This window comes from Actinomadura vinacea, from assembly GCF_039532545.1.
Taxonomy (GTDB): domain Bacteria; phylum Actinomycetota; class Actinomycetes; order Streptosporangiales; family Streptosporangiaceae; genus Spirillospora; species Spirillospora vinacea.
The window spans coordinates 61,079-82,651 of sequence record NZ_BAAARW010000011.1; the positions used below are offsets into that span (position 1 = coordinate 61,079).

A 21,573-nucleotide genomic window follows, 5' to 3' on the forward strand; every position below is an offset into this window, starting at 1 on the left:
CCGCGCGGGGAGCGTGCGGATCACATCTTGCGGAGGACGGCCACGACGCGGCCCAGCACGGACGCCTCGTCGCCGGGGATGGGCTCGTAGGCCGGGTTCTGCGGCATCAGCCAGATGTGGCCGTCACGGCGCTTGAACGTCTTCACCGTCGCCTCGCCCTCGATCATGGCGGCGACGATGTCGCCCTGCTCGGCCACCGGCTGCTGGCGGACCACGACCCAGTCGCCGTCGGCGATCGCGGCGTCGATCATCGAGTCGCCGGTCACCTTGAGCAGGAAGTGGGTGCCCTCGCCGACCAGCTGCTTGGGCAGGGTGAAGACGTCCTCCACCGCCTCCTCGGCCAGGATCGGGCCGCCGGCGGCGATCCGGCCGACCAGCGGCACGTACGCGGGCGCCGGGCGGGTGGAGGTGTCGGCGGTCGCGGCGGCCTCGTAGGCCTCGTCCTCGGTGCGGACGGGGGTGGCGCCCGGCACCCGGACCTCGACCGCGCGCGGCCGGTTGGGGTCGCGGCGCAGGAAGCCCTTGCGCTGCAGGGCGCGGAGCTGGTGCGACACGCTGGAGGTGCTGGTCAGCCCGACCGCTTCCCCGATCTCGCGCATGGACGGCGGGTAGCCGCGGCGCTGGACGGAGTCGCGGATCACCTCGAGCACCATGCGCTGCCGCTGGGTGAGCCCGCTCTCGTCCATCGGGCCGTCGGGCAGCTCCCGGACCTTGCTCATCGCTCGTCGCCTCCCCGGCGCTGGGATCCGTCACTCCTTGTCATGGCACGCTATCGCGTCCGGAGCCGATGATCAAACAATTGTTCGAAGAAAGTACTCGCGTTTCGTCGTCTCCGTGCTGTACAACATCGTACAGGCGTTCGATCGAAAATGTATTCGAGTAGAACGTGCGGTTCGGGTTCACGGCTTGATCCAGGGAGGGCCGAGATGGCGGGTTCGCTCAACGGGCGACATTCCGGAAGGAAAGCCACGGAGCCGCCGCTGCGGCTGACCCGGAGGGGCCGCGCCGTATTGATCGGATTCATCGCCGCCGTGCTGCTGGTGCTGTTCTGGCTGACGGCGGCGCTCGGCGCGAACGCGGGCGGGGCGGGCGGCGGCGCGCCTCCCGAGGGCGCGTCCGGGCGCGGCGAGACCGTGGTGGTCGAGCCCGGCGAGACGCTGTGGGACATCGCCCGCCGCGACGATCCCGAGGGCGACCCGCGGGTCACGGTGCGCCGCATCGCCGATCTCAACGGCCTGTCCGACGCGATCGTCCAGCCCGGCCAGCACCTGCGCATGCCCGCCCGCTGACCCCGCCCGCCGGCAAAGAATGCCGCGCGGGTGTGTAGAGATCCGTGTGCCCGCTCCGACCTCCTCGCGAAAGGCGCCCGACGGGGGCGCCGCGGAGGAGGGTCTCATGGACGCGACCGCGAGGGCGGGACGGCGTGAATGGGCGGGGCTGGGCGTGCTCGCCCTGGCCGCCCTGCTGGTGTCGATCGATGTCTTCGTCCTGCTGCTGGCGCTCCCGCGGCTGAGCGCCGAGCTGGGCGCCGGGGCGACCGAGCAGCTGTGGATCATGGACGTGTACGGCTTCCTGCTGTCCGGGTTCCTGATCACGATGGGCGGCCTGGGCGACCGGATCGGGCGCCGCCGGCTGCTGCTGGCCGGGGCGGCCGCGTTCGGCGTCGCGTCGGTGGCGGCGGCGTACGCGACGAGCCCCGGGATGCTGATCGCGGCGCGGGCGCTGCTGGGCGTCGCCGGCGCCGCCCTGGCGCCCTCGACGCTGTCGCTGATCGGCACGATGTTCCGCGATCCGCGGCAGCGGTCGCTGGCGATCGGCGTGTGGATGGGCTGCTTCATGGGCGGCGCTGCGCTCGGGCCGATCGCCGGCGGGATGCTGCTGGAGCACTTCTGGTGGGGGTCGGTGTTCCTCATCGGCGTGCCCGCCATGGTCCTGCTGCTGGTCTTCGGCCCGGTGCTGCTGCCCGAGCGCCGCGAGCCGGGCGCGGGCCGGATCGACCTGGCCAGCGTGCTGCTGTCGCTCGCGGCGATCCTGCCGATCGTCTACGGGCTCAAGGAACTGGCCCGCGGCGGCCCGGAGCCGCTCCCGGTGGCGGCGGCGGTGGCCGGGGTGCTGGTGGGCGCGGGTTTCGTCCGGCGGCAGCGGCGGCTCGGCGATCCGCTGATCGACCTGCGCCTCTTCGGTGACCGGGAGTTCTGCGCGGCGCTGGCCGGGATGATGGCGGCGACCCTGTTGATGGGCTCGATCATGATGTTGCTGACCCAGCACCTGCAGCTCGTCCAGGGGCTGTCGCCGCTGCGCGCGGCGGTGTGGATGCTGCCCGCGCTCGCCGCGAACATGGTGGGCTTCCAGGTGTCGCCGGTGCTGGCCCGCCGGTTCCGTCCCGCCCCGCTCATCGCCGCGGGCCTGGCCGTGTCGGTGTGCGGGCTGCTGGCGCTCACCCAGGTCGGCACGGAGCCCGGCCCGGCGACCCTGATCGCCGGCTGGGCGCTGATCGGGCTGGGCGGCGGCCCGCTGGTCACGCTGGCCACCGATCTGGTCGTCGGTTCCGTGCCGCCGGCGAAGGCCGGCTCGGCCGCGGCGCTGAACGAGACCAGCGGCGAGTTCGGCTACGCGCTGGGCATCGCGATCCTGGGCAGCCTCGGCACGGCCCTGTACCGCGCGCGGGTGGAGGTTCCGGCGGGTGCGGGAGAGGCCAAGGAGAGCCTGTCCGGCGCCGTCTCGGCCGCGGCGGGCCTGCCGGGCCCGGCGCGGGACGCGCTGCTCGACTCCGCCCGCACCGCGTTCACGGGCGGACTGCACGTCGTCGCGCTGGCCTGCGCCGTCCTGCTGGCGGGCATGGCCGTCCTGATGGCCGTGATGCTTCGCCGCGTGCCGCCGATCGGCGCGGAGCCCGTCCAGGATCGGCCAGAGCCCGAACCTGCCCTGATCAAGTGAGAGGTGCCGCCATGCTGCAGAAGAGAATTCAGGACGCCGTCGACCGGATGATCGAAACCGGGACGGAGACCGGGATGCAGGTGTCGGTGTACCGGCATGGGGAGCCGATCGCCGAGGTGGCGGCCGGTGCCTGTCCGCCCGCGCGGTGGCCCGCGTGTACGCGGCGCTGCTGGACGAGGTCGACGGGGTGCGCCTGGTGTCGCCGGAGCGGCTGCGCGAGCTGTCGGCCCCGGCCTTCGAGGGCGTGGACGAGGTGATGGGCTCCCCGGCGACGTGGGCGCTGGGATACCCGCTGGGGCCGCTCGGGCCGGACCGTCCGGGGGTGTTCGGGATGCCGGGCATCGGCGGGAGCGCAGCGTTCGCGGACCCGGCGACGGGGACGGCGTTCGCGGTGACCAAGAACCGCTTCAACCCCTTGGAGGCGGGCGCCGTCGAGGAGATCGCGGCCCTCGTCCTGCCGCGCTGACGCGAGTGGTTTGTGGTGTTTTGGTGGTGGCTGTGGCCGACACGCCCGACGGGGCGCGGGAGGCTCGATGTGACCAGGGTCTACGTGCGAGGGGTGCGGTCCAGGTTGCGCGTGCCCCCGGATCCTCGTACGGTTGACCACAACATCTAGTGGTCACATGAATGTCATTAACCATAAGTTGTGTTCTTGTGGTCATTGGTTTTCTGGGTGCAAGGGGAAGGAGGGGAACGCGTGCACTGCCCGTTCTGCCGAAACCCCGACACCAAAGTGATCGACAGCCGCTCCACCGACGACGGGTCGGCCATTAGGCGCCGCCGTTCGTGCCAGGAATGCGGCAAGCGATTCACCACACAGGAGAACGTGCTCCTGATGGTGGCCAAGCGCAGCGGGGTCACCGAGCCGTTCTCCCGGGAAAAGATCATCGCCGGGGTGCGCAGGGCCTGCCAGGGCCGCCCGGTGGACGAGGATGCGCTGGCCAAGCTCGGGCAGCGGGTGGAGGAGGCGGTCCGGGCGACCGGCGCCGCGGAGATCCCCTCGAACGAGGTCGGACTGGCCATTCTGGGACCGCTCGGCGAGCTCGACGAGGTCGCCTATCTGCGGTTCGCGTCGGTCTACCGGAGTTTCGAGTCGCTGGACGACTTCGCCCGGGAGATCGAGTCGCTGCGCACGAGAGGTTCCTCGGGGGAGCCCGCCCCGCCCCGCTGAGGGCGGATCGAGCAGCAGGTCAAAGCAGCAGATCAGCACAGAAGAAGAGCCCGCGGCCGGGATGACCCGGCCGCCGGGCGCGGTTGTCCTGAACAGGGCCCGGGGCGAGGGCCCGAGAGGGGGAAGGCATGACGGAGACGGTGAGCGGCTCGGCATCCCGGCGCGGCAAGGGGGTCCGCAAGGGGCTCAAGATCGAGCGCATCTTCACCACGCCCGGCGTGCATCCGTACGACGAACTGCGCTGGGAGCGGCGCGATGTCGTCATGACGAACTGGCGCGACGGCTCGGTGAACTTCGAGCAGCGCGGCGTCGAATTCCCCGATTTCTGGTCGGTGAACGCCGTCAACATCGTGGCGTCCAAGTACTTCCGCGGCGCGGTCGGCACCCCGCAGCGGGAATGGAGCCTCAAGCAACTGGTCGACCGGGTCGTCCGCATGTACACCGACACCGGCCTCGCCAACGGCTATTTCGCCTCCGAGCAGGACGCCGAGGTCTTCGACCACGAACTGAAGTACGCACTGGTCCACCAGTTGTTCAGCTTCAACTCCCCGGTCTGGTTCAACGTCGGCACCAAGTCCCCGCAGCAGGTCTCGGCGTGCCAGCCATATGATTCGCTGGTCAGCACGCCCGCAGGGTTGATCCCGATCGGTCGGCTGGTCGAACAGAACGCGGTCGGCACGAAGGTGTACGACGCGGACGGCCTCACCCGGATCGTCGCCACCAAGGCCAACGGCGTCAAGAACGTGCTCCGCGTGCACACCAAGGCGGGCTACGCGCTGGACGTCACGGCCGACCACCTGGTCTGGAAGGCGAGCGACGAGCAGTACGGCGCGTTCGTCCCGGCAGGTGAGCTCAAGGTCGGCGACAAGCTCGAATGGCACCGGCGTGACTCGTACGGCGAGGCTGAGATCACCACGGCCGAGATGGCCGAGGCCGCCCTTGCCGGTTGGCTGCAGTCCGACGGGTTCGTCGGGCAGTACGAGCACGGCACGAACCGGTCGCTGACCGTCGAGGCGATGACGGTCACCGAGGCTGAGCGGGAATGGGTGAACCGCCAGCTGAACATCGTCTTTCCGGACGTCCACCGACACGAGCGCTCCGTGGAGACGCAGGACGCCGGGCTGGACTGCCGCCGCACCCGTCTCTACGGGGCCGTCCTCAAGGACTTCGTCGAGGCCTGGGGGCTGCGTGCGCGCGGTGTCGACATGGTCGTCCCGCCGCGCCTGTTTACGGCTCCACTGCCGGTGGTCGCGGCCTACCTGCGGAGCGTCTTCCAGGCCGAAGGGTTCGTTTCCGAGCGGGAGCGGTCCACGGTCGTCGAGGTGGACATGATCTCCGAGAAGCTGATCCGCGGCATGCAGCGGCTGCTACTCCGGTTCGGGATCTACTCGCGGGTGGGCGTCAAGAAGCCCAACCGGCCGGACCAGAAGCCCTGCTGGACGCTCCGCGTCCAGACCGCCGGGGACCGGCGGATCTTCTGCGACGAGATCGGCTTCGTCGACCCGGCCAAGTCCCTCAAGCTGCACGAGAGCTTCGCCAAGCCGGGACTCGCCGCCAAGCAGACCAAGCGGCTCGAGATCGACCGGATCGAGGACCTCGGTCCGATGGACGTCTACGACATCCAGACCGAGAGCGGGGAGTACCTCTCCGGCAACCTCCGCGTCCACAACTGCTTCATCCTCTCCGTGGACGACACGATGGAGTCGATCCTGGAGTGGTACAAGGAAGAGGGCGTGATCTTCAAGGGCGGTTCGGGGGCCGGGCTCAACCTGTCCCGGATCCGCTCCAGCAAGGAGCTGCTGTCGTCCGGCGGCACCGCCAGCGGGCCGGTGTCGTTCATGCGCGGCGCCGACGCCTCCGCCGGGACGATCAAGTCCGGCGGCGCCACCCGGCGGGCCGCGAAGATGGTCGTGCTGGACGTGGACCACCCCGACGTCGCCGATTTCATCGAGACCAAGGCGCGCGAGGAGGACAAGATCCGCGCGCTCCGCGACGCCGGCTTCGACATGGACCTGGGCGGCAGGGACATCGGCAGCGTCCAGTACCAGAACGCCAACAACTCCGTCCGGGTGTCGGACGAGTTCATGCGCGCGGTCGAGTCCGACGACGAGTTCGGGCTGCGCGCCCGGCTGACCGGCGAGGTCGTGGAGAAGATCCGGGCCAAGGAGCTGTTCCGGCTGATGGCCAAGGCGGCGTGGGAGTGCGCCGACCCGGGCATCCAGTACGACGACACGATCAACGACTGGCACACCAACCCCGAGTCCGGACGTATCACAGCAAGTAACCCTTGCTCCGAATATATGAGTTTGGACAATTCGTCCTGCAATCTGGCCAGCATCAACCTGCTGAAGTTCCTGCGCGAGGACGGGGCCTTCGACGTCGAGAAGTTCGTCAAGATGACCGAGATCATCATCACCGCGATGGACATCTCGATCACCTTCGCCGACTTCCCGACCGAGAAGATCGCGCAGACCACCCGCGACTACCGGCAGCTGGGCATCGGGTACGCCAACCTGGGCGCGCTGCTGATGGCGACCGGGCACGCCTACGACTCCGAGGGCGGCCGGTCGCTGGCCGCCGCGATCACGTCCCTGATGACGGGCGTGGCCTACCGGCGCTCGGCGGAGCTGGCCGGCGTGGTCGGCACCTACGAGGGGTACGCCCGCAACGCCGAGGCGCACAAGCGGGTGATGCGCAAGCACGCCGCCGCCAACGACGAGATCCGCACGCTCGACGAGATCGACAAGGCGATCCACACCGCCGCCACCAAGCAGTGGCAGGACTGCCTCAAGACCGGCGAGCGGCACGGCTACCGCAACGCGCAGGCCTCGCTGCTCGCCCCCACCGGAACCATCGGCCTGATGATGGACTGCGACACCACCGGCATCGAGCCCGACCTGGCGCTGATGAAGTTCAAGAAGCTGGTCGGCGGCGGGTCGATGCAGATCGTCAACCTCACGGTGCCGCGGGCCCTGGTGAAGCTGGGCTACCAGCAGGAGCAGATCGAGGCGATCGTCGAGTACATCGCCGAGCACGGCCATGTCGTGGACGCCCCCGGCCTGCGTCCCGAGCACTACGAGGTGTTCGACTGCGCGATGGGCGAGCGGGCGATCAGCCCGATGGGGCACGTCCGGATGATGGCGGCGACGCAGCCGTTCCTCAGCGGAGCGATCTCCAAGACCGTCAACATGCCGGAGAAGGCCACCATCGAGGACATCGAGAAGGTGTACTTCGAGGGCTGGAAGCTCGGCCTGAAGGCGCTGGCGATCTACCGCGACAACTGCAAGGTCGGGCAGCCGCTGTCGGTGGCGAAGAAGGCGGAGGAGGCCAAGGCCGAGGAGGTTCCGGCCGAGGCCGCGGCGGTGCCGCGGCCGGTCCGCAAGCGCCTGCCCAAGCAGCGTCCGGCGACCGTCACCCGGTTCTCCGTCGCGGGCGCCGAGGGTTACATGACCGCCTCGTCCTACCCCGACGACGGCGTCGGCGAGGTCTTCCTCAAGCTCGGCAAGCAGGGCTCCACGCTGGCCGGCGTCATGGACGCCTTCTCCATGGCGATCTCCATCAGCCTCCAGTACGGGGTGCCGCTGGAGACGTGGGTGGAGAAGTTCACCAACATGCGGTTCGAGCCGGCCGGGATGACCGACGATCCGGACATCCGGATGGCGACCTCGATGATGGACTACATCTTCCGCCGCCTGGCGCTGGACCACCTGCCGTACGAGACCCGCGCGGAGCTGGGCATCCTGTCGGCCAAGGAGCGGGCGATGCAGGTCAACGGGGAGGACCCGGCCAGCTTGCAGCACGACGACCAGATCGACCGGGAGAGCCTGGCGCAGACGGCGGAGATCAGCCGCCCGGCGGCGGAGCCGTCCGCCGCGCCGCAGGCGCACTCGTCGATGGAGGTCATCGAGAGCCGCCAGGGCCGTACCGCCGACGCGCCGCTGTGCCTGACCTGCGGCACGAAGATGCGCCCGGCCGGCAGCTGCTACGTCTGCGAGGGCTGCGGCTCCACCAGCGGCTGCAGCTGACAACGGGTCGGAGCGGGGAGACGGCAAGATGTTGGCTCCCCGCTCCGGAATGGTGGCGGTGAGGAGTTCCGAACGCTCTCGGCGGTCGTGTCAAGGCGGGGTGCCGGTTTTACCGGCACCCCGCCGATCAGAACATCCCGTTCGGAATCTCTGCGGCTTCCGGCACCGGCTGTACGACGTCCCAGTGCTCGGCGATCCGGCCGTCGACCAGCCGCCAGATGTCGACCACCGCCACGCCGCGTTCGTCTTCGGGCGATATCATGTTGTAGTGCACCACCGCGTATTGGTCGTCGGCGATGACCCGTTTGAGGTCGAGTCGCGCGCCGGCCACCGGCGCGGCGGCGATGAATTCGATGAACGCGTCCCGTCCGGACGGGTTTCCGGGGCTGTGTTCGATGAAATCTTCCCGTAGCAGCGTGCGCAGTATTTCTATATTCCCTGCCGCGAATTCTGTGAAGCCGCGCACGATGAGTTCCTTGTTGCGTTCCGCCTGGCTGCTGTCATTCATGTATTGACCATCCCAGGCGCCGGCCGGTCCGGTCGATTACATGCCTTGTAATTGCGGGGATCGGCGCCGTCGGGTGATACTCGGCCATGCATCATGACCGACCGGTCGGCGAGCTGCTGCGCGAGTGGCGGCACCGCCGGAAGCTGAGCCAACTCGACCTGGCCATCCAGGCGGAGGTGTCCACCCGCCACATCAGCTTCGTCGAGACGGGGCGGACGATTCCCAGCAGTTCGATGGTCCTCCACCTGGCCGAGCACCTGGGCGTTCCGCTGCGCGAGCGCAACCGCCTGCTGGTGGCCGCCGGGCACGCGCCGGTCTTCCGGCAGCGCCCGCTGGAAGACGCGGACCTGGCCGGGGCGCGTGAGGCTCTTCAACAGGTGATACGGGGCCATGAACCGTATCCGGCGCTCGTGGTGGATCGCCGCTGGAACCTCCTGTTCGCCAACGCGGCGGCGGACGTCTTTCTGAACGGCGTCGGCCCGAAATTGCTGCGTCCCCCGGTCAACATGATGCGACTCGGCCTGCACCCGGACGGCTTTGCGTCCCGGCTGCGCAATCTACGGCAGGTGCGGGCCTTCATGCTGCCCCGTCTTGCCCGCCAGGCCGCGCGGACAGGGGATCCCGAGTTGAGTGCGCTGTATGAGGAACTCCTGTCGTACGGCACCGAGGGCGACGATGGCCCGCCGCCCGATCCCACCGACATCGCCCTGCCGATCCGCATCAGCCATCGCGGTGCCGACCTGTGCTTCTTGAACACGATCACGACCTTTGGTGCGGCCTTCGACATCACGCTCGAGGAGATCGCCGTCGAAGCGTACTTTCCCGCCGACGCCGAGACCGCCCGCTTCTTCCACGGGCGGAATACCGCATCCTCGGAATAAGTGCACTGCCCCGGTATTCCCGAGCCTCACCTCGGCATGGCCCGATAGAGAGCCGGGGTGTCGCTGCTCCGGTCGAGGGGGTCGTGTTGCGCCTGGTGCAACACGACCCCCTCGACGGCGACCGCATCAGTACTCGGCGTACTTGGGTGGGATGGCGCGGGACGGGTCCCCGGGCGCACGCCGTACAGTCGTGGGGTGAGCGATCTCCAGTTGCGGCCGGCTCCGGTGGTGTGCGGCGGGCGGGACGGCGTGGCGGGCGGGCCCGTGCACGAGTTGCTGCCGCCGCGGAGGGTGCCGCTGGGCGAGAGCACCGTGGTGCGCAGGCTGCTGCCCGGTCTCGGCCGCCGGATGGTCGGGGCGTGGTGCTTCGTCGATCACTACGGGCCCGACGACATCGCCGGCGAGCCGGGGATGCAGGTGCCGCCGCACCCTCACATCGGCCTGCAGACGGTGAGCTGGCTGCACGACGGCGAGGTGCTGCACCGCGACAGCGTCGGCAGCCTGCAGACGGTGCGGCCCAGGGAGCTCGGCCTGATGACGTCGGGACGGGCGATCTCCCACTCGGAGGAGTCGCCGCGGCGGCACGCCCCGATCCTGCACGGCGCGCAGCTGTGGGTGGCCCTGCCGGACGAGCACCGGCACGTCCCGCCCGCGTTCGAGCACCATGCCGGGCTGCCCGTCGTCACCGGCGGGACCGGGGTCGAGGCCACCGTCATCCTCGGCGAGCTGGACGGGGCCGCGTCGCCGGGCACCTCCTACACCCCGATCGTCGGCGCCGACCTCGCGCTGGCGGACGGCGCCGCCGCGCGGCTGCCGGTCGAGCCCGACTTCGAGTACGCGGCGCTGACGATGTCGGGCACCGTCGAGATCGACGGCGAGCGGGTGGAGCCGGGCTCGATGCTCTACCTGGGCTGCGGCCGGGACGAGCTGCCGCTGCGGGCGGTGGACGGGGCCGCCGGGCTGGTGCTGCTGGGCGGCGAGCCGTTCGCGGAGAAGCTCGTGATGTGGTGGAACTTCGTCGCCCGGACGGGCGAGGAGATCGCGCAGGCCCGGCACGACTGGACGGACGGCGACCGGTTCGGCGAGGTACGCGGGTACGACGGCGCGCCCGTGCCCGCCCCGCCGCTTCCCGGGACGCCGCTCAAGCCGCGCGGCCGCGCCCGCTGAACCGGCAGGAATCGCCGGGCCCGGCCGGTGGTTGCCATGGACGTGATGCACGGTGAGTACAAGGTGCCCGGCGGGAAGCTCGTGGTGGCCGATGTGGAGGTCGTCGACGGCCTGCTGAGGTCGCCCCGGATCAGCGGCGACTTCTTCCTGGAGCCGGACGAGGCGCTGGAGGCCGTCAACAGGGCGCTGGACGGTCTGCCCGCCGCGCTGGAGGCCCACGACATCGCCGCCCGCGTCGAGCGCGGCCTGCCGCCGGGGACGGTGATGCTGGGCCTGTCCGCGGAGGCGGTCGGGATCGCCGTGCGGCGGGCGGTGGCGCACGCTTCCGACTGGCACGATCACCCGTGGCGGCTCGTCCACGAGGGGCCGCAGGACCCCGCGCTGCACATGGCGCTGGACCAGGTGCTCGCCGAGGAGGTCGGGGCGGGCCGCCGCCCGCCCACGCTGCGGGTGTGGGAGTGGGCCTCGCCCGCCGTGATCATCGGTAGCTTCCAGTCGCTGCGCAACGAGGTGGACGCCGCGGGCGCGGAGCGGCACGGGGTCCGGGTGGTCCGCCGGATCAGCGGCGGCGGCGCGATGTTCGTCGAGCCCGGCAACACCATCACCTATTCGCTGTACGTGCCCGCGTCGCTGGTGGCGGGGATGTCGTTCGCCGAGAGCTACGCGTTCCTGGACGACTGGGTGCTGGGCGCGCTGGGGGAGCTGGGCGTCAAGGCCTGGTACCGGCCGCTGAACGACATCGCCTCCGACCAGGGCAAGATCGGCGGTGCGGCGCAGAAGCGGCTGGCGGCGGGCGCGGTGCTGCACCATGTGACGATGTCGTACGACATCGACGCCGCGAAGATGCTGGAGGTGCTGCGGATCGGCAAGGAGAAGCTGGTGGGCAAGGGCATCGCCAGCGCGGTCAAGCGGGTGGACCCGCTGCGCCGCCAGACCGGGCTGCCCCGCGAGGAGATCATCGAGCGGATGATCGGCCATTTCCGCGGCCGGTACGGCCTCGCCGGCGACCGTGTCACCGGCGACGAGCTGCGCGCGGCCGAGAAGCTCGTCGCCGCGAAGTTCGACACCGCGGAGTGGACCGCGCGCGTTCCCTGACCAGGTCAGGAGTCCTTGTCGTCGCCGGTCCGCTTGATCGGCTGGGTGTCGGGGCGGCGGCGGCGCGGCTTGCGGCGCCCGGCGACGAGGGTGTCGTCCCCGGTGTCCGAGACGATGTCGGTGGCCAGCCGCGCCTTGGCGCTCTGCTCGGGTGCCGGCGGGGGCGCGGCGGCGGCCTCGGGGAGGGACGGCTGGGGCTTCTTCCTGGGACGCTTCGGCAGAGCGGGCGCCGGCGGGGCGGTCTTGGGCGGTGCCTCCTCGGCCTCGCGGAGCGCGTCCACGAAGCTCTGCCCGTCGTCCTCGGTCTCCCGTTCGCGCCGCGCCCGGTGCCCGCCGCCCGACCGGGTGGCCGACAGCCACTGGTCGAGGGTCAGCCGGCCGCCCGCCCCGACGGCGAACAGCAGGCTCGCCAGCCCGAGGACCAGGACGAGCTCGAACCCGTTGCGGGCGGTCCCGTCGTCCACCAGGAACAGGCCGTCGCCGGCGTGCACGAACACCAGCGCGCCGGCCATGTCCAGGAACAGCAGCGCGCCGGCGACGGGTAGCCCGAGCCCGGCGATCAGGGCGGCGCCGCCCAGCAGCTCGACGAAGGTCGAGTACACCGCGGCGCCGGTCGGCAGCGGCACGCCCATCGTGTCGAACGACCGGCTGGTCGCGGTGACCCCGGCCTCGATCTTCTGCCAGCCGTGCGCGATGAAGACCACGCCCACGCCGAGCCGCGCGAGCAGCGCCGCGATGTCGTGCAGCGGCCGAAAGCGCATGTCGTCCTCTCCTTCCGCGCGCGGGCGGACCCGGGGGTTTCGTCCGTGAGTATGACGCCGACCGCGGCCATCGCGCGAGCGTTCCAGGTGGGGACGGGGGAGCGGGACGGGGTCGTGCGGTCGCCCGGCGCCCTGATCGGGCCTAGGTTGGGGACCGTAGGACGAGTAGGAGGAGCGTTCATGTCGATGCAGAAGGGCGCCAACACACCGGTGCCGGTCCCGTCGGTCAGGGTGGAGGTGGGCTGGCAGAGCGGCCCGGGGGTGCCCGACGCCGACGCCTCCGCTCTGCTGCTCGCGGACACGGGCAAGGTGCGGTCGGACGACGACTTCGTCTTCTACAACCAGCCGGCGCACTCCTCGGGCGCGGTGCGGCACGAGGGCAAGCGGCAGGGCCCGACCGTGCTGGACGTGCTGGCGGTGGACCTGAACGGCGTCGAGCCCGGCATCGAGAAGATCGTGGTCGCCGCCTCCGCGGACGGCGGGACGTTCGGCCAGTTCCAGGGCCTGTACGTGCGGGTGGTGGACGCGGCCGCCGGGACGGAGGTGGCCCGCTTCGACAATCCGGGCGCCACCTCCGAGACCGCGTTCGTGCTGGGCGAGCTGTACCGGCGGCAGGGGGCGTGGAAGTTCCGCGCGATCGGCCAGGGCTATGACTCGGGGTTGGGCGGGTTGGCCACCGACTTCGGCATCTCCGTCGACGACTCGCCGTCCTCGGGGGCGGCCGCACCGGCTCCGCCGCCGGCGCAGCCCGCTCCGCCCCCGCCTCCCGCGCCCGGCCCGCAGTACGCGCCGCCCGGCCAGGCGCCGATGCCGCCTCCGCCTCCTCCGCTGCCCCCGGGCCAGTACGCCCCTCCCGCCCCGCCGCCGGGGCAGGGGTCCTTCGCGCCGCCGCCCTACCCGCCGCCGCCTGCCCCGGCGCCGCCGCAGCAGGCCCAGCCGCAGCAGCCGCAGCAGGGGGGCGGCGGCACGATCTCGCTGACCAAGAGTTCCCCGTCGGTGTCGCTGACCAAGCACGGCGCCACCGGCGGCAACATGCGCGTCAACCTCAACTGGGCCGCGAAGGAGGGGGCGGCCAAGGGCCTGCTCGGCAAGCTGCGCCGCGGCGTCGACCTCGACCTGGACCTGTGCTGCCTGTGGGAACTGCAGGACGGCCGCAAGGGCATCATTCACGCCCTCGGCGACTTCGGCGCCCTGGACCGTCCGCCCTACATCCTGCTCGACCGCGACGACCGGTCCGGGGCGGTGACCACCGGTGAGAATCTGACGATCAACCTCGACCACACCGCCGACTTCAAGCGGATCCTGGTGTTCGCCGAGATCTACGACGGCGCCGACGACTTCCGCGGCCTGGACGCGATCGCCACTCTGTACCCGCTGGGCGCCCCGCCCATCGAGATGCGGATCAGCGACTGCGTGGACGCCTCCCGCGACGCGGTGCTGGCGCTGATCGAGAACGTGAACGGCGAGCTGGTGGTGCGCCGCGAGGGCCGGTTCGTCATGCCCCCGCCCGGCCGGCCGCGCTGGGGGAAGATGTCGGTCGACCAGGCCTACGGCTGGAACCTCGAATGGGTCGCCGCCCGCGGTAAGGACTGACGGCGGTCCGTCAGCTCTTCGGTTTCACCGCCTCGGCGATCTTCTTGTCGCGGGCCGCGCGGACGAGGGCGGCGGCGAAGCGGGCCAGGTCCTTCTCGGGGACCTGGTCCGCGAGCTTCTTGGGGTCGGTGGGCAGGCCGAGGCGGTCGGCGCCCTTGCAGGCCTGCTCGTCGAAGTAGGGGCGGAGCCAGGGCCAGACCTGCTGCGCCTCGCGGCAGAAGATGTCGACGCCGGTCGGGCCGATGCCCTTGAACTCCTTGAGGAGCTCCTTGGCCCGTTCGACGTCGCGTCCGGCCTCGATGGGCAGGTGGCGCAGGTCGCCGTTGTACTTCTCCTGGACGAGTTCGGCCATCTCGCCCAGCCGGGTCGCCGTGCTCTCGTCGTAGCGGACGTAGTGGCCGCGGCCGAGGGCGTCCACGCGCTGCTGCCACGTGAGCCGGTTCATGCCCCGCGGGGTGCCGCCGCCGGCCTCGAACAGTTCTCCTGCCGCGGCCCGCGCGATGTCGGCCGTGATGCGGGCGCTCATGAGGTTGGCCAGGACCAGCAGCTTGAACAGGGCCGCCGGTTGATCCTTCAACGGGATCCCGGCCTCTTCGGCGTAGGTCCTGCCCGCTTCATGCATCAACTTCTTCACGACGGCTTCCATGGACGCACCTCCCGTTTCAGGCGGCGTACCCAGGGAAGACGCGATGACTCCCCGATTCGCCGAGGCGGACCCGCGGCGGTCAGAGGAGGCTGAGCTGGCCTTCCCCCGCCGCCGGGTCACGGTGCTTCTTCAGGTGCCGCCAGCGGGGCAGGTCGTCCAGGTAGGACCAGGACATCCGGTGGTGCGGCGTCGGCCCGCGCTCCTCCAGCGCCTTCTGGTGGACGGGGGAGGGGTACCCGGCGGCGTCGGCGAACCCGTACCCGGGGAACTCGCCGTCCAGGGCGGCCATCAGCCGGTCGCGGTGCACCTTGGCCAGCACCGACGCGGCGGCGACGGTCACCGAGCGCTGGTCGGCCTTGATCTCGCAGCGGACCCGCCACGGGCCGCGCAGGAAGTCGTGCCCGCCGTCCAGGATCACCACGTCGGGCGGTTCCGGCAGCGACTCAAGGGCGCGCATGGCGGCGCGCCGCAGCGCCGCGGTCATGCCGAGCTCGTCGATCTCCGCCGGGGACGCCGCGCCGATGGCATGCCCGGCCAGCCAGCCGGGCAGCAGTTCGGCGAAGCCCTCCCGGTACGCCGGGGTGAGCAGCTTGGAGTCGGTGAGGGAGATCGTCCGCCCGCCCCGTCCGGGCAGCTCGGGCGGCGGGCTCAAATCGGTGACGGCGGCGCAGACGACGACGGGGCCCGCCCAGGCGCCGCGCCCGACCTCGTCCACCCCGGCGATCCGCGGCACGGGACGGCCCCCGCCGCCGAGGGCGGCGCACAGCTCCTCCTCGATCGCGTACCCGGCGATCCGGCCCGGCTCGGGCGGGGACGCCGCGTGGACGGATTCCACCTCCAGACCAGGAAGCATGCCCGGGTCACCCGGATCGCCCGGGTCACTCTCGTCTTTGTAGTCGCTCAACGATGCTCCGTGCTCAGCGCTTCTTCGGTACCGCCGATGGTAGGGCGCCGCGATGTCATGACTGAACGAACCCGCGCCGAGGAGTCCCGTAATCACGGGCACTGCGCTTTACTCGCCTTGTATGGCTGCGTTCCGGAGATCCCGTTCCCGCGCCGCGGCGGCCACCGCGGCGCGGGATCTGTTCGAGCGCCTGCGGTGGCGGTACTTCCAGATCCAGCCTGGCCTGCGCTTCCTCGGCGGGCTGCTGCTGGTCGCGCTGGTGGCGGTCGGCGCGGTGCTGGTGGGGGCGCCGGTGACCACCACCGCCGGCGCCGTGGCGGGCACGGCGGCGCTGCTGGCCGTCCTGCACCTGGTGCTGCGCTCGCCCGCGGGCATGGCCGTCGTCTCGGTGCTGGCCTGCTGGCTGGCGGCGTCGGTGCCGCTGGGACGGATGTACCCGGAGCACGTGAGCCGGATCCACCCGGACCCGTCGCTGCTGCTGGCGCTGCTGGCGCTGCCGGTGGCGTTCATGGCGCTGCGGCTGCGCGGGTACGCGCCGTGGCGCACGGCGCTGGCCGCCCTGGGCGCGGCGGGCGTGATGACCGCGGCCATGGCGCACCCGCTGCCCGCCCTGCACGTCGCGCCCGGCTGGGCGGCCGCGCTGGCGTTGCTGGCCTACCGCTGGGACCAGGCGCGGCGTTCCGTTCCGGCGGAGGCGTACGACACCGGCTGGGTGCAGGAGCAGCGGGCCGACGCACAGGCCGACGCACAGGCCGATTCGCAGGGAGGCGCCATGACGGTGCCCGGGAAACGACCGTTCTCCGACCGCCCGCGCCGTCCCGGCGACCCGGGGCCGAAGCCCGACCAGGCGCCCCGGCCCGCCTCCGGCGCGCGGCCCGGCCCGGACGCGGACCAGGACGACACGGCCGCCGCGGCCGGGGTCCCGGCGGCCACGCAGGCGGCCTACGAGCGGCGCGCCGCCGCCCAGGCCGGGCAGGCCGGGAGCGGCGCGGGCGGCGGCCGGAGCGGCGGCGCCGGGCAGGGCGGCGATGAGACCGTCCCGGAGATCTCGGTCGCCGAGGCGCTGGCCGAACTGGAGGCGATGATCGGGCTGGAGCCGGTGAAGCGGCAGGTCCGGTCGATCGCCGCGTCCATCGAGGCCGCGCACCTGCGCGCCGCGGCCGGGGTGCCCACCGAGAAGCCGATGCGGCATTTCGTGTTCGTCGGCCCGCCCGGCACCGGCAAGACGACCGTCGCCCGGGTGCTGGCCAAGATCTTCTACGCGTTCGGGCTGCTGCCCACCCCGGCGGTGGTGGAGGCGCACCGCGCCGACCTGGTCGGCGAGTACCTCGGCGCCACCGCGATCAAGACCAGCCAGCTGGTCGACTCGGCGCTGGGCGGGGTGCTGTTCGTGGACGAGGCGTACGCGCTGGTCAACGCCGCCGAGGGACAGCCCGACCGGTTCGGCAACGAGGCCGTCCAGACGCTGCTCAAGCGGGCCGAGGACGACCGCGACAACCTGGTGATCATTCTGGCCGGGTACGAGGCGCAGATGTCGGAGTTCCTGGCCTCCAACCCCGGCCTGGCCTCGCGGTTCGGCACCCGCGTGCACTTCCCCTCCTACCGTCCCGAGGAGCTGCTCAGCATCGCCGAATACCACACCGCCCTGCGCGAGGACCGGCTCGACGACGGGGCGCGCACCCGGCTCGCCGCCCGGTTCGAGGAGGTGGAGCGGCGCGGCATCGTCGACGAGCTCGGCAACGGCCGGTTCGTCCGGACGCTGACCGAGGCGGCGGCGCGCGCCCGCGACGTGCGCGTGGTCGGGGCCGCGGCCGCGGCCCCGACCGGGCGGCGGCCCACCGCCGAGGACCTGGTCACCGTGCGCGCCGTGGACGTGGACACCGCCTACGCCGAGGTCACCGAGCGCTACCGCGGATACGTCGAGACGCCCACCCTGGACGAGGCGCTCGGCTCGCTGGACGCCATGATCGGGCTGGAGCCGGTGAAGCGGCAGGTCCGGGAGATCGCCGCGCAGCTCCAGGTCGCCCGGATGCGCCAGGAGCAGGGCCTGGTCACCCGCCCGCCGACCCGGCATTTCGTGTTCACCGGGCCGCCCGGCACCGGGAAGACCACAGTCGCGCGGGTGCTGGGCCGGATCTTCGCCGCGCTGGGGCTGCTGGCCCGCCCGTCGGTGGTCGAGTGCCAGCGCGCCGACCTGGTCGGCGACCATCTGGGCGCCACCGCCCTGAAGACCAACAAGGTGATCGACTCGGCGCTGGGCGGGGTGCTGTTCGTGGACGAGGCGTACGGGCTGATCAACCCGGGCTACAGCGGCGGCGACGCGTTCGGCGCGGAGGCGGTCCAGACGCTGCTCAAGCGGGCCGAGGACGACCGCGACCGGCTGGTCATCGTGCTGGCCGGATACGAGCCCGACATGGACCGGTTCCTGTCGTCCAACCCGGGCCTGGCCTCGCGGTTCGACGTGCGGGTCGGCTTCCCCACCTACGGGCCCGACGAGCTGCTCCAGATCGCGCAGCTGATCGCCGAGGAGAGCGGGGACCACTGGGAGGAGGCCGCGCTGGACGATCTGGCGCTGCTGTTCCAGCGGGTCTGCGGCCGCGGCCGGACCGACGAGCTCGGCAACGGCCGCTTCGCGCGGTCGATCTACGAGAAGGCGTGCGCGTCGCGCGCGCCGCGGGCGGCCCGGCTCGGGTCGGCCGCCACCGCCGCCGATCTCACCGTCCTCACGGCCGACGACGTGCACGCCGCGTACTCGGAGCTGACCGACCGCCTCGGCTGAGACGGGCTCCGGCCGCGGCGCCGGAACCTCGACCCGCCCGGCGGCGCCCCCGGGCGGAGCCTCCTGCCGTCCTGACCCCGTCCTACGTCGCCGTCTTCGTGGATCCATGTTCTCCTGTGCGACGAACAGGATTCACAAAACATGCCCTAAGGTGCGGACGTGACTGATCAGGAAGCGAAGACCTACCACCAGAGCCCGTACAAGACTCCGGCCGGCGCGACCGAGATCCTGCTGGTGCGGCACGGTGCCTCCGAGGCGTTCCACCCCGACAGGCCGTTCGAGCTGGTCGACGGGCAGAGCGATCCCAACCTCGCGCCCGAGGGGCGCGAGCAGGCCGAGCTGGTCGCCGAGCGGCTCGGCAAGGAGCGGATCGACGCGATCTACGTGACCACGCTGCGCCGCACCGGCCAGACCGCCGAGCCGCTCGCCCGGCGCCTCGGACTCGACCCGGTCGTGGAGCCGGACATGCGCGAGGTGCACCTGGGCGAATGGGAGGGCGGGTACTTCCGCGTCAAGTTCACCGAGAACGACCCGGTGGCGCGGCGCGTGCGCACCGAGGAGCGCTGGGACGTCATCCCCGGCGCCGAGCCCATGGAGAAGTTGGAGGCCAGGGTGCGCGCCGCCGTCGACCGCATCGCGGCCGCCCACAAGGAGGAGCGCGTGGCGGTGTTCACGCACGGCGGTGTCATCGGGGAGGTGCTCGCTCTGGCCACCGGCTCGCGCCCGTTCGCGTTCGTCGGCCCCGACAACTGCTCGATCTCGCGGCTGATCGTGCTGGACGGGGTCTGGGCGATCCGCGGCTTCAACGACATCGCCCACCTGCCGCACGCCGCCCCCGCCCCCCTCACCTGAGCACCGGGTCGGGCCCGGATGGCCTGGGGCGGAAGCTCAGAGGCGGAAGCGGATCCGCTGTCCGGGACGCAGCTGCGCGGCGACCGGGATGTCGTCGCCGGCCAGCACGGCGACCACCGGGTAGCCGCCGGTCGTCGGATGGTCGGTCAGGAACAGGATCGGCAGCCCGTTGGGCGGCACTTGGACGGCACCCGTCACCATGCCCTCGCTGCTCAGCTCGCCCTCGCGCGCTCGGGTGAGGGCGGGGCCGTCCAGGCGTACGCCCACGCGGTTGCTCGCCGAGGCCACTTCGTAAGGCTCCGTGGTGAGGATGCTGAGCGCGTCGCCGGTGAACCAGTCGTCCCGGGGGCCGGGAAGGATACGCAGTACGGGAACCTCGGGCAGGGCAGGGGACGGAGCGATGTCCACCTGGATGTCCTTCAGCTCCGTGGACGGCCCCACGGGCAAGCGGTCTCCTTGGGCGAGCGGGGAGGGCCCCAGGCCGGACAGCAGGTCCGTGGAGCGGCTTCCCAGCGTCGCTTCGACGGTCAGCCCGCCCCGTACAGCGAGGTAGCTCCGCAGCCCCTGCATGGGCATACCGAGCTCGACAACGGCGCCGGCGGGCACGTGGCAGGGGGCGTTCATCCCGTACGGGCGTCCGCCTATACGGAGCGGGACGGGTGCCCCCGTCACCCCGATCCAGGCCGCCTGCCCGAACCGCAACGCGCCGCCGCCGAAGGTGAACTCGATCGCGGCGCTGCCCTCGGGATTGCCGACCAGGCGGTTGGCCAGGCGCAGCGCCCGCCCGTCGGCGGCGCCGGAGCATGGAACGCCCAGATGCGCGTGCCCGGGACGCCCGAGGTCCTGCACCGTCGCCAGCGGTCCCGGACGGACGACCTCGATCATCGCGTCCCCTCCCTGACGGTGAAGCGGACCCGCGTCCCCGGCTGGAGCAGGGACGGGGGGTCGCGCGTGACGTCCCACAGGGTGAGATCCGTCCGGCCGAGCAGCCGCCAGCCGCCCGGCGACCGCGACGGGTACACCGCTCCGTACGGCCCCGCGATCGCGACCGACCCGGTCGGCACGGCGGTGCGGGGCGAGTCCCTGCGCGGCACGTGCAGCACCGGATCCAGGCCCGTCAAGTAGCCGAATCCGGGGGAGAAGCCGAGATAGGCGACCGTGAACGAGGACGCGGCATGGCGCGCGACGACCTCCTCGCGGGAGAGGCCCGCGAGTTCGGCGACCTCGTCCAGGTCCGCGCCGTCGTACACCGTCGGGACCTCGACCGGCGCCGCCTCCGCGGCCGCCGCCTCGGGCAGGGGCAGCGCGGGAAGGCGGGCGGCGAGCCGGTCCAGATCGCACGCGGCCGGGTCGGCGGTCACCAGGACGGTGTGCTCGCCCGGCACGACGTCCACGATCCCGGGCAGGGCGGCGTCCCGCAGCGCCGCGTTCAGGCGGTGCGAGGTCGCCAGATCGCCGGTCTCCACCAGCAGCGCCGCGTCCCCGGCCCGGCGGATCCTCATGCGAAGGCCGCCACCCGCACGCCGGCCTCGGTCAGTGCGGCCCGGACCGCGCGGGCCAGCTCCACCGCACCCGGGGTGTCGCCGTGCACGCAGACGGAACGGGCGTCGAGCGCGATCTCGCCGCCGTCCACGGCGACCACCGTGCCCTGCACGGCCATCCGCACCGCGCGCCGCACCACGGCATCCGGTTCGTGGATCACCGCGCCCGGCTCGCGCCGCGAGACCAGCGCCCCGGCCGGGGTGTACGCGCGGTCGGCGAAGCACTCGGCGACGACCGTCAGCCCCTCGGCCGCCTCGTACACCGCCGACCCGGGCAGGGTCAGCAGCGGCAGGCCGGGATCGTAGGCGCGCACCGCGTCGGCGACCGCGCGGGCCTGCACCGGGTCGCGGGCGACGCGGTTGTAGAGCGCCCCGTGCGGCTTCACGTACGCCACCCGGCCGCCCTCGGTGCGGGCGATGCCGTCGAGCGCGGCGATCTGGTACAGGACCTCCGCGGTGAGCTCGGGCGCGGCCACGTCCATCTCGCGGCGGCCGAATCCGGCGAGGTCCCGGTACGACACCTGCGCCCCGATCGTCACGCCGCGCTCCACCGCGCCCGCGCACACCCGCCGCATGATCAGCGGATCGCCGGCGTGGAAGCCGCAGGCCACGTTGGCGCTGGTGATCACATCGAGCAGCGCGTCGTCGTCGCCGAGCGTCCAGTTGCCGAAGCCCTCGCCCAGATCGGCGTTGATATCGATGACCGCCATGGC

18 protein-coding genes and 1 pseudogene are annotated in these 21,573 nt (G+C 72.0%); 11 read left to right on the forward strand and 8 right to left on the reverse strand.

Annotation, left to right across the window (positions count from 1 at the left end):
- Positions 1 to 20 precede the first annotated feature (20 nt).
- Positions 21 to 719: a transcriptional repressor LexA gene (gene lexA, locus ABD340_RS12025; RefSeq protein ID WP_344588878.1), complete on the reverse strand. Its 699-nt coding sequence runs from the start codon at positions 717 to 719 to the stop codon at positions 21 to 23.
- Between the two features lie 207 nt (positions 720 to 926).
- On the opposite strand from lexA, the gene ABD340_RS12030 reads away from it, so the two are divergent.
- The 5 genes and pseudogenes from ABD340_RS12030 to ABD340_RS12050 all read left to right on the forward strand — a co-directional run bounded on the left by ABD340_RS12030 (position 927) and on the right by ABD340_RS12050 (position 8,133).
- On the forward strand, positions 927 to 1,289 hold the full coding sequence (locus tag ABD340_RS12030; RefSeq protein WP_344588879.1) for a LysM peptidoglycan-binding domain-containing protein: 363 nt from the start codon (positions 927 to 929) through the stop codon (positions 1,287 to 1,289).
- A 106-nt stretch (positions 1,290 to 1,395) separates the two neighbouring features.
- Entirely contained in the window at positions 1,396 to 2,937 is a 1,542-nt protein-coding gene (locus tag ABD340_RS12035; RefSeq protein WP_344588880.1) for an MFS transporter, read from the forward strand.
- Positions 2,938 to 2,995: 58 nt separating this feature from the next.
- Positions 2,996 to 3,403, forward strand: a pseudogene (locus ABD340_RS12040) (serine hydrolase); the annotation flags it as partial.
- 231 nt (positions 3,404 to 3,634) lie between these two features.
- Positions 3,635 to 4,108, forward strand: coding sequence for a transcriptional regulator NrdR (gene nrdR / locus ABD340_RS12045; RefSeq protein WP_344588881.1), 474 nt, complete (start codon positions 3,635 to 3,637; stop codon positions 4,106 to 4,108).
- Positions 4,109 to 4,236: 128 nt separating this feature from the next.
- On the forward strand, positions 4,237 to 8,133 hold the full coding sequence (locus ABD340_RS12050; protein WP_344588882.1) for a vitamin B12-dependent ribonucleotide reductase: 3,897 nt from the start codon (positions 4,237 to 4,239) through the stop codon (positions 8,131 to 8,133).
- Between the two features lie 127 nt (positions 8,134 to 8,260).
- On the opposite strand, the gene ABD340_RS12055 is transcribed toward ABD340_RS12050, so the two are convergent.
- Positions 8,261 to 8,641, reverse strand: a complete 381-nt coding sequence (locus ABD340_RS12055) for a nuclear transport factor 2 family protein (RefSeq protein WP_344588883.1) — start codon at positions 8,639 to 8,641, stop codon at positions 8,261 to 8,263.
- Between the two features lie 86 nt (positions 8,642 to 8,727).
- Here ABD340_RS12055 and ABD340_RS12060 point away from each other — a divergent pair, with 86 nt between their 5' ends.
- The 3 genes from ABD340_RS12060 (at position 8,728) to lplAB (ending at position 11,784) form a co-directional block, all read left to right on the forward strand.
- Positions 8,728 to 9,522 (forward strand): helix-turn-helix domain-containing protein, encoded by a 795-nt coding sequence (locus ABD340_RS12060; RefSeq protein ID WP_344588885.1) that lies wholly within the window; start codon positions 8,728 to 8,730, stop codon positions 9,520 to 9,522.
- A gap of 195 nt (positions 9,523 to 9,717) precedes the next feature.
- Positions 9,718 to 10,689 (forward strand): pirin family protein, encoded by a 972-nt coding sequence (locus tag ABD340_RS12065; RefSeq protein ID WP_344588886.1) that lies wholly within the window; start codon positions 9,718 to 9,720, stop codon positions 10,687 to 10,689.
- Between the two features lie 36 nt (positions 10,690 to 10,725).
- Positions 10,726 to 11,784 carry a lipoate-protein ligase LplAB gene (gene lplAB, locus ABD340_RS12070; RefSeq protein ID WP_344588887.1) on the forward strand — a complete coding sequence of 353 codons (1,059 nt, stop codon included), beginning with the start codon at positions 10,726 to 10,728 and terminating at the stop codon, positions 11,782 to 11,784.
- A 5-nt stretch (positions 11,785 to 11,789) separates the two neighbouring features.
- Here lplAB and ABD340_RS12075 read toward each other — a convergent pair whose 3' ends face one another.
- The gene (locus tag ABD340_RS12075; protein ID WP_344588888.1) at positions 11,790 to 12,545 is read right to left on the reverse strand and encodes a DoxX family protein; all 756 of its coding nucleotides are present in this window, start codon (positions 12,543 to 12,545) and stop codon (positions 11,790 to 11,792) included.
- Positions 12,546 to 12,725: 180 nt separating this feature from the next.
- Between ABD340_RS12075 and ABD340_RS12080 the strand changes: the two genes are divergently transcribed.
- Entirely contained in the window at positions 12,726 to 14,138 is a 1,413-nt protein-coding gene (locus ABD340_RS12080; protein WP_344588889.1) for a TerD family protein, read from the forward strand.
- Positions 14,139 to 14,148: 10 nt separating this feature from the next.
- On the opposite strand, the gene ABD340_RS12085 is transcribed toward ABD340_RS12080, so the two are convergent.
- Both ABD340_RS12085 and ABD340_RS12090 read right to left on the reverse strand, forming a co-directional pair.
- The gene (locus tag ABD340_RS12085) at positions 14,149 to 14,784 is read right to left on the reverse strand and encodes an HhH-GDP family DNA glycosylase (RefSeq protein WP_344588890.1); all 636 of its coding nucleotides are present in this window, start codon (positions 14,782 to 14,784) and stop codon (positions 14,149 to 14,151) included.
- A 79-nt stretch (positions 14,785 to 14,863) separates the two neighbouring features.
- A complete protein-coding gene (locus tag ABD340_RS12090) occupies positions 14,864 to 15,637 on the reverse strand; it encodes a ribonuclease HII (protein WP_425547360.1) in 774 nt (257 codons plus the stop codon).
- Between the two features lie 172 nt (positions 15,638 to 15,809).
- Here ABD340_RS12090 and ABD340_RS12095 point away from each other — a divergent pair, with 172 nt between their 5' ends.
- Entirely contained in the window at positions 15,810 to 18,467 is a 2,658-nt protein-coding gene (locus tag ABD340_RS12095) for an AAA family ATPase (RefSeq protein ID WP_344588894.1), read from the forward strand.
- Between the two features lie 159 nt (positions 18,468 to 18,626).
- The gene (locus tag ABD340_RS12100) at positions 18,627 to 19,319 is read left to right on the forward strand and encodes a histidine phosphatase family protein (RefSeq protein WP_344588896.1); all 693 of its coding nucleotides are present in this window, start codon (positions 18,627 to 18,629) and stop codon (positions 19,317 to 19,319) included.
- 36 nt (positions 19,320 to 19,355) lie between these two features.
- On the opposite strand, the gene ABD340_RS12105 is transcribed toward ABD340_RS12100, so the two are convergent.
- Genes ABD340_RS12105 through ABD340_RS12115 form a run of 3 tightly spaced genes read right to left on the reverse strand, consistent with a single transcriptional unit; the run spans position 19,356 to position 21,570 of the window.
- The gene (locus ABD340_RS12105; protein ID WP_344588898.1) at positions 19,356 to 20,204 is read right to left on the reverse strand and encodes a 5-oxoprolinase subunit C family protein; all 849 of its coding nucleotides are present in this window, start codon (positions 20,202 to 20,204) and stop codon (positions 19,356 to 19,358) included.
- Positions 20,201 to 20,821 carry a 5-oxoprolinase subunit B family protein gene (locus ABD340_RS12110; RefSeq protein WP_344588899.1) on the reverse strand — a complete coding sequence of 207 codons (621 nt, stop codon included), beginning with the start codon at positions 20,819 to 20,821 and terminating at the stop codon, positions 20,201 to 20,203. The genes ABD340_RS12105 and ABD340_RS12110 overlap by 4 nt, the downstream gene beginning before the upstream one ends.
- Positions 20,818 to 21,570, reverse strand: coding sequence for a LamB/YcsF family protein (locus ABD340_RS12115; RefSeq protein WP_344588900.1), 753 nt, complete (start codon positions 21,568 to 21,570; stop codon positions 20,818 to 20,820). Before ABD340_RS12115 ends, ABD340_RS12110 begins: the two co-directional genes overlap by 4 nt.
- Positions 21,571 to 21,573 lie beyond the last annotated feature (3 nt).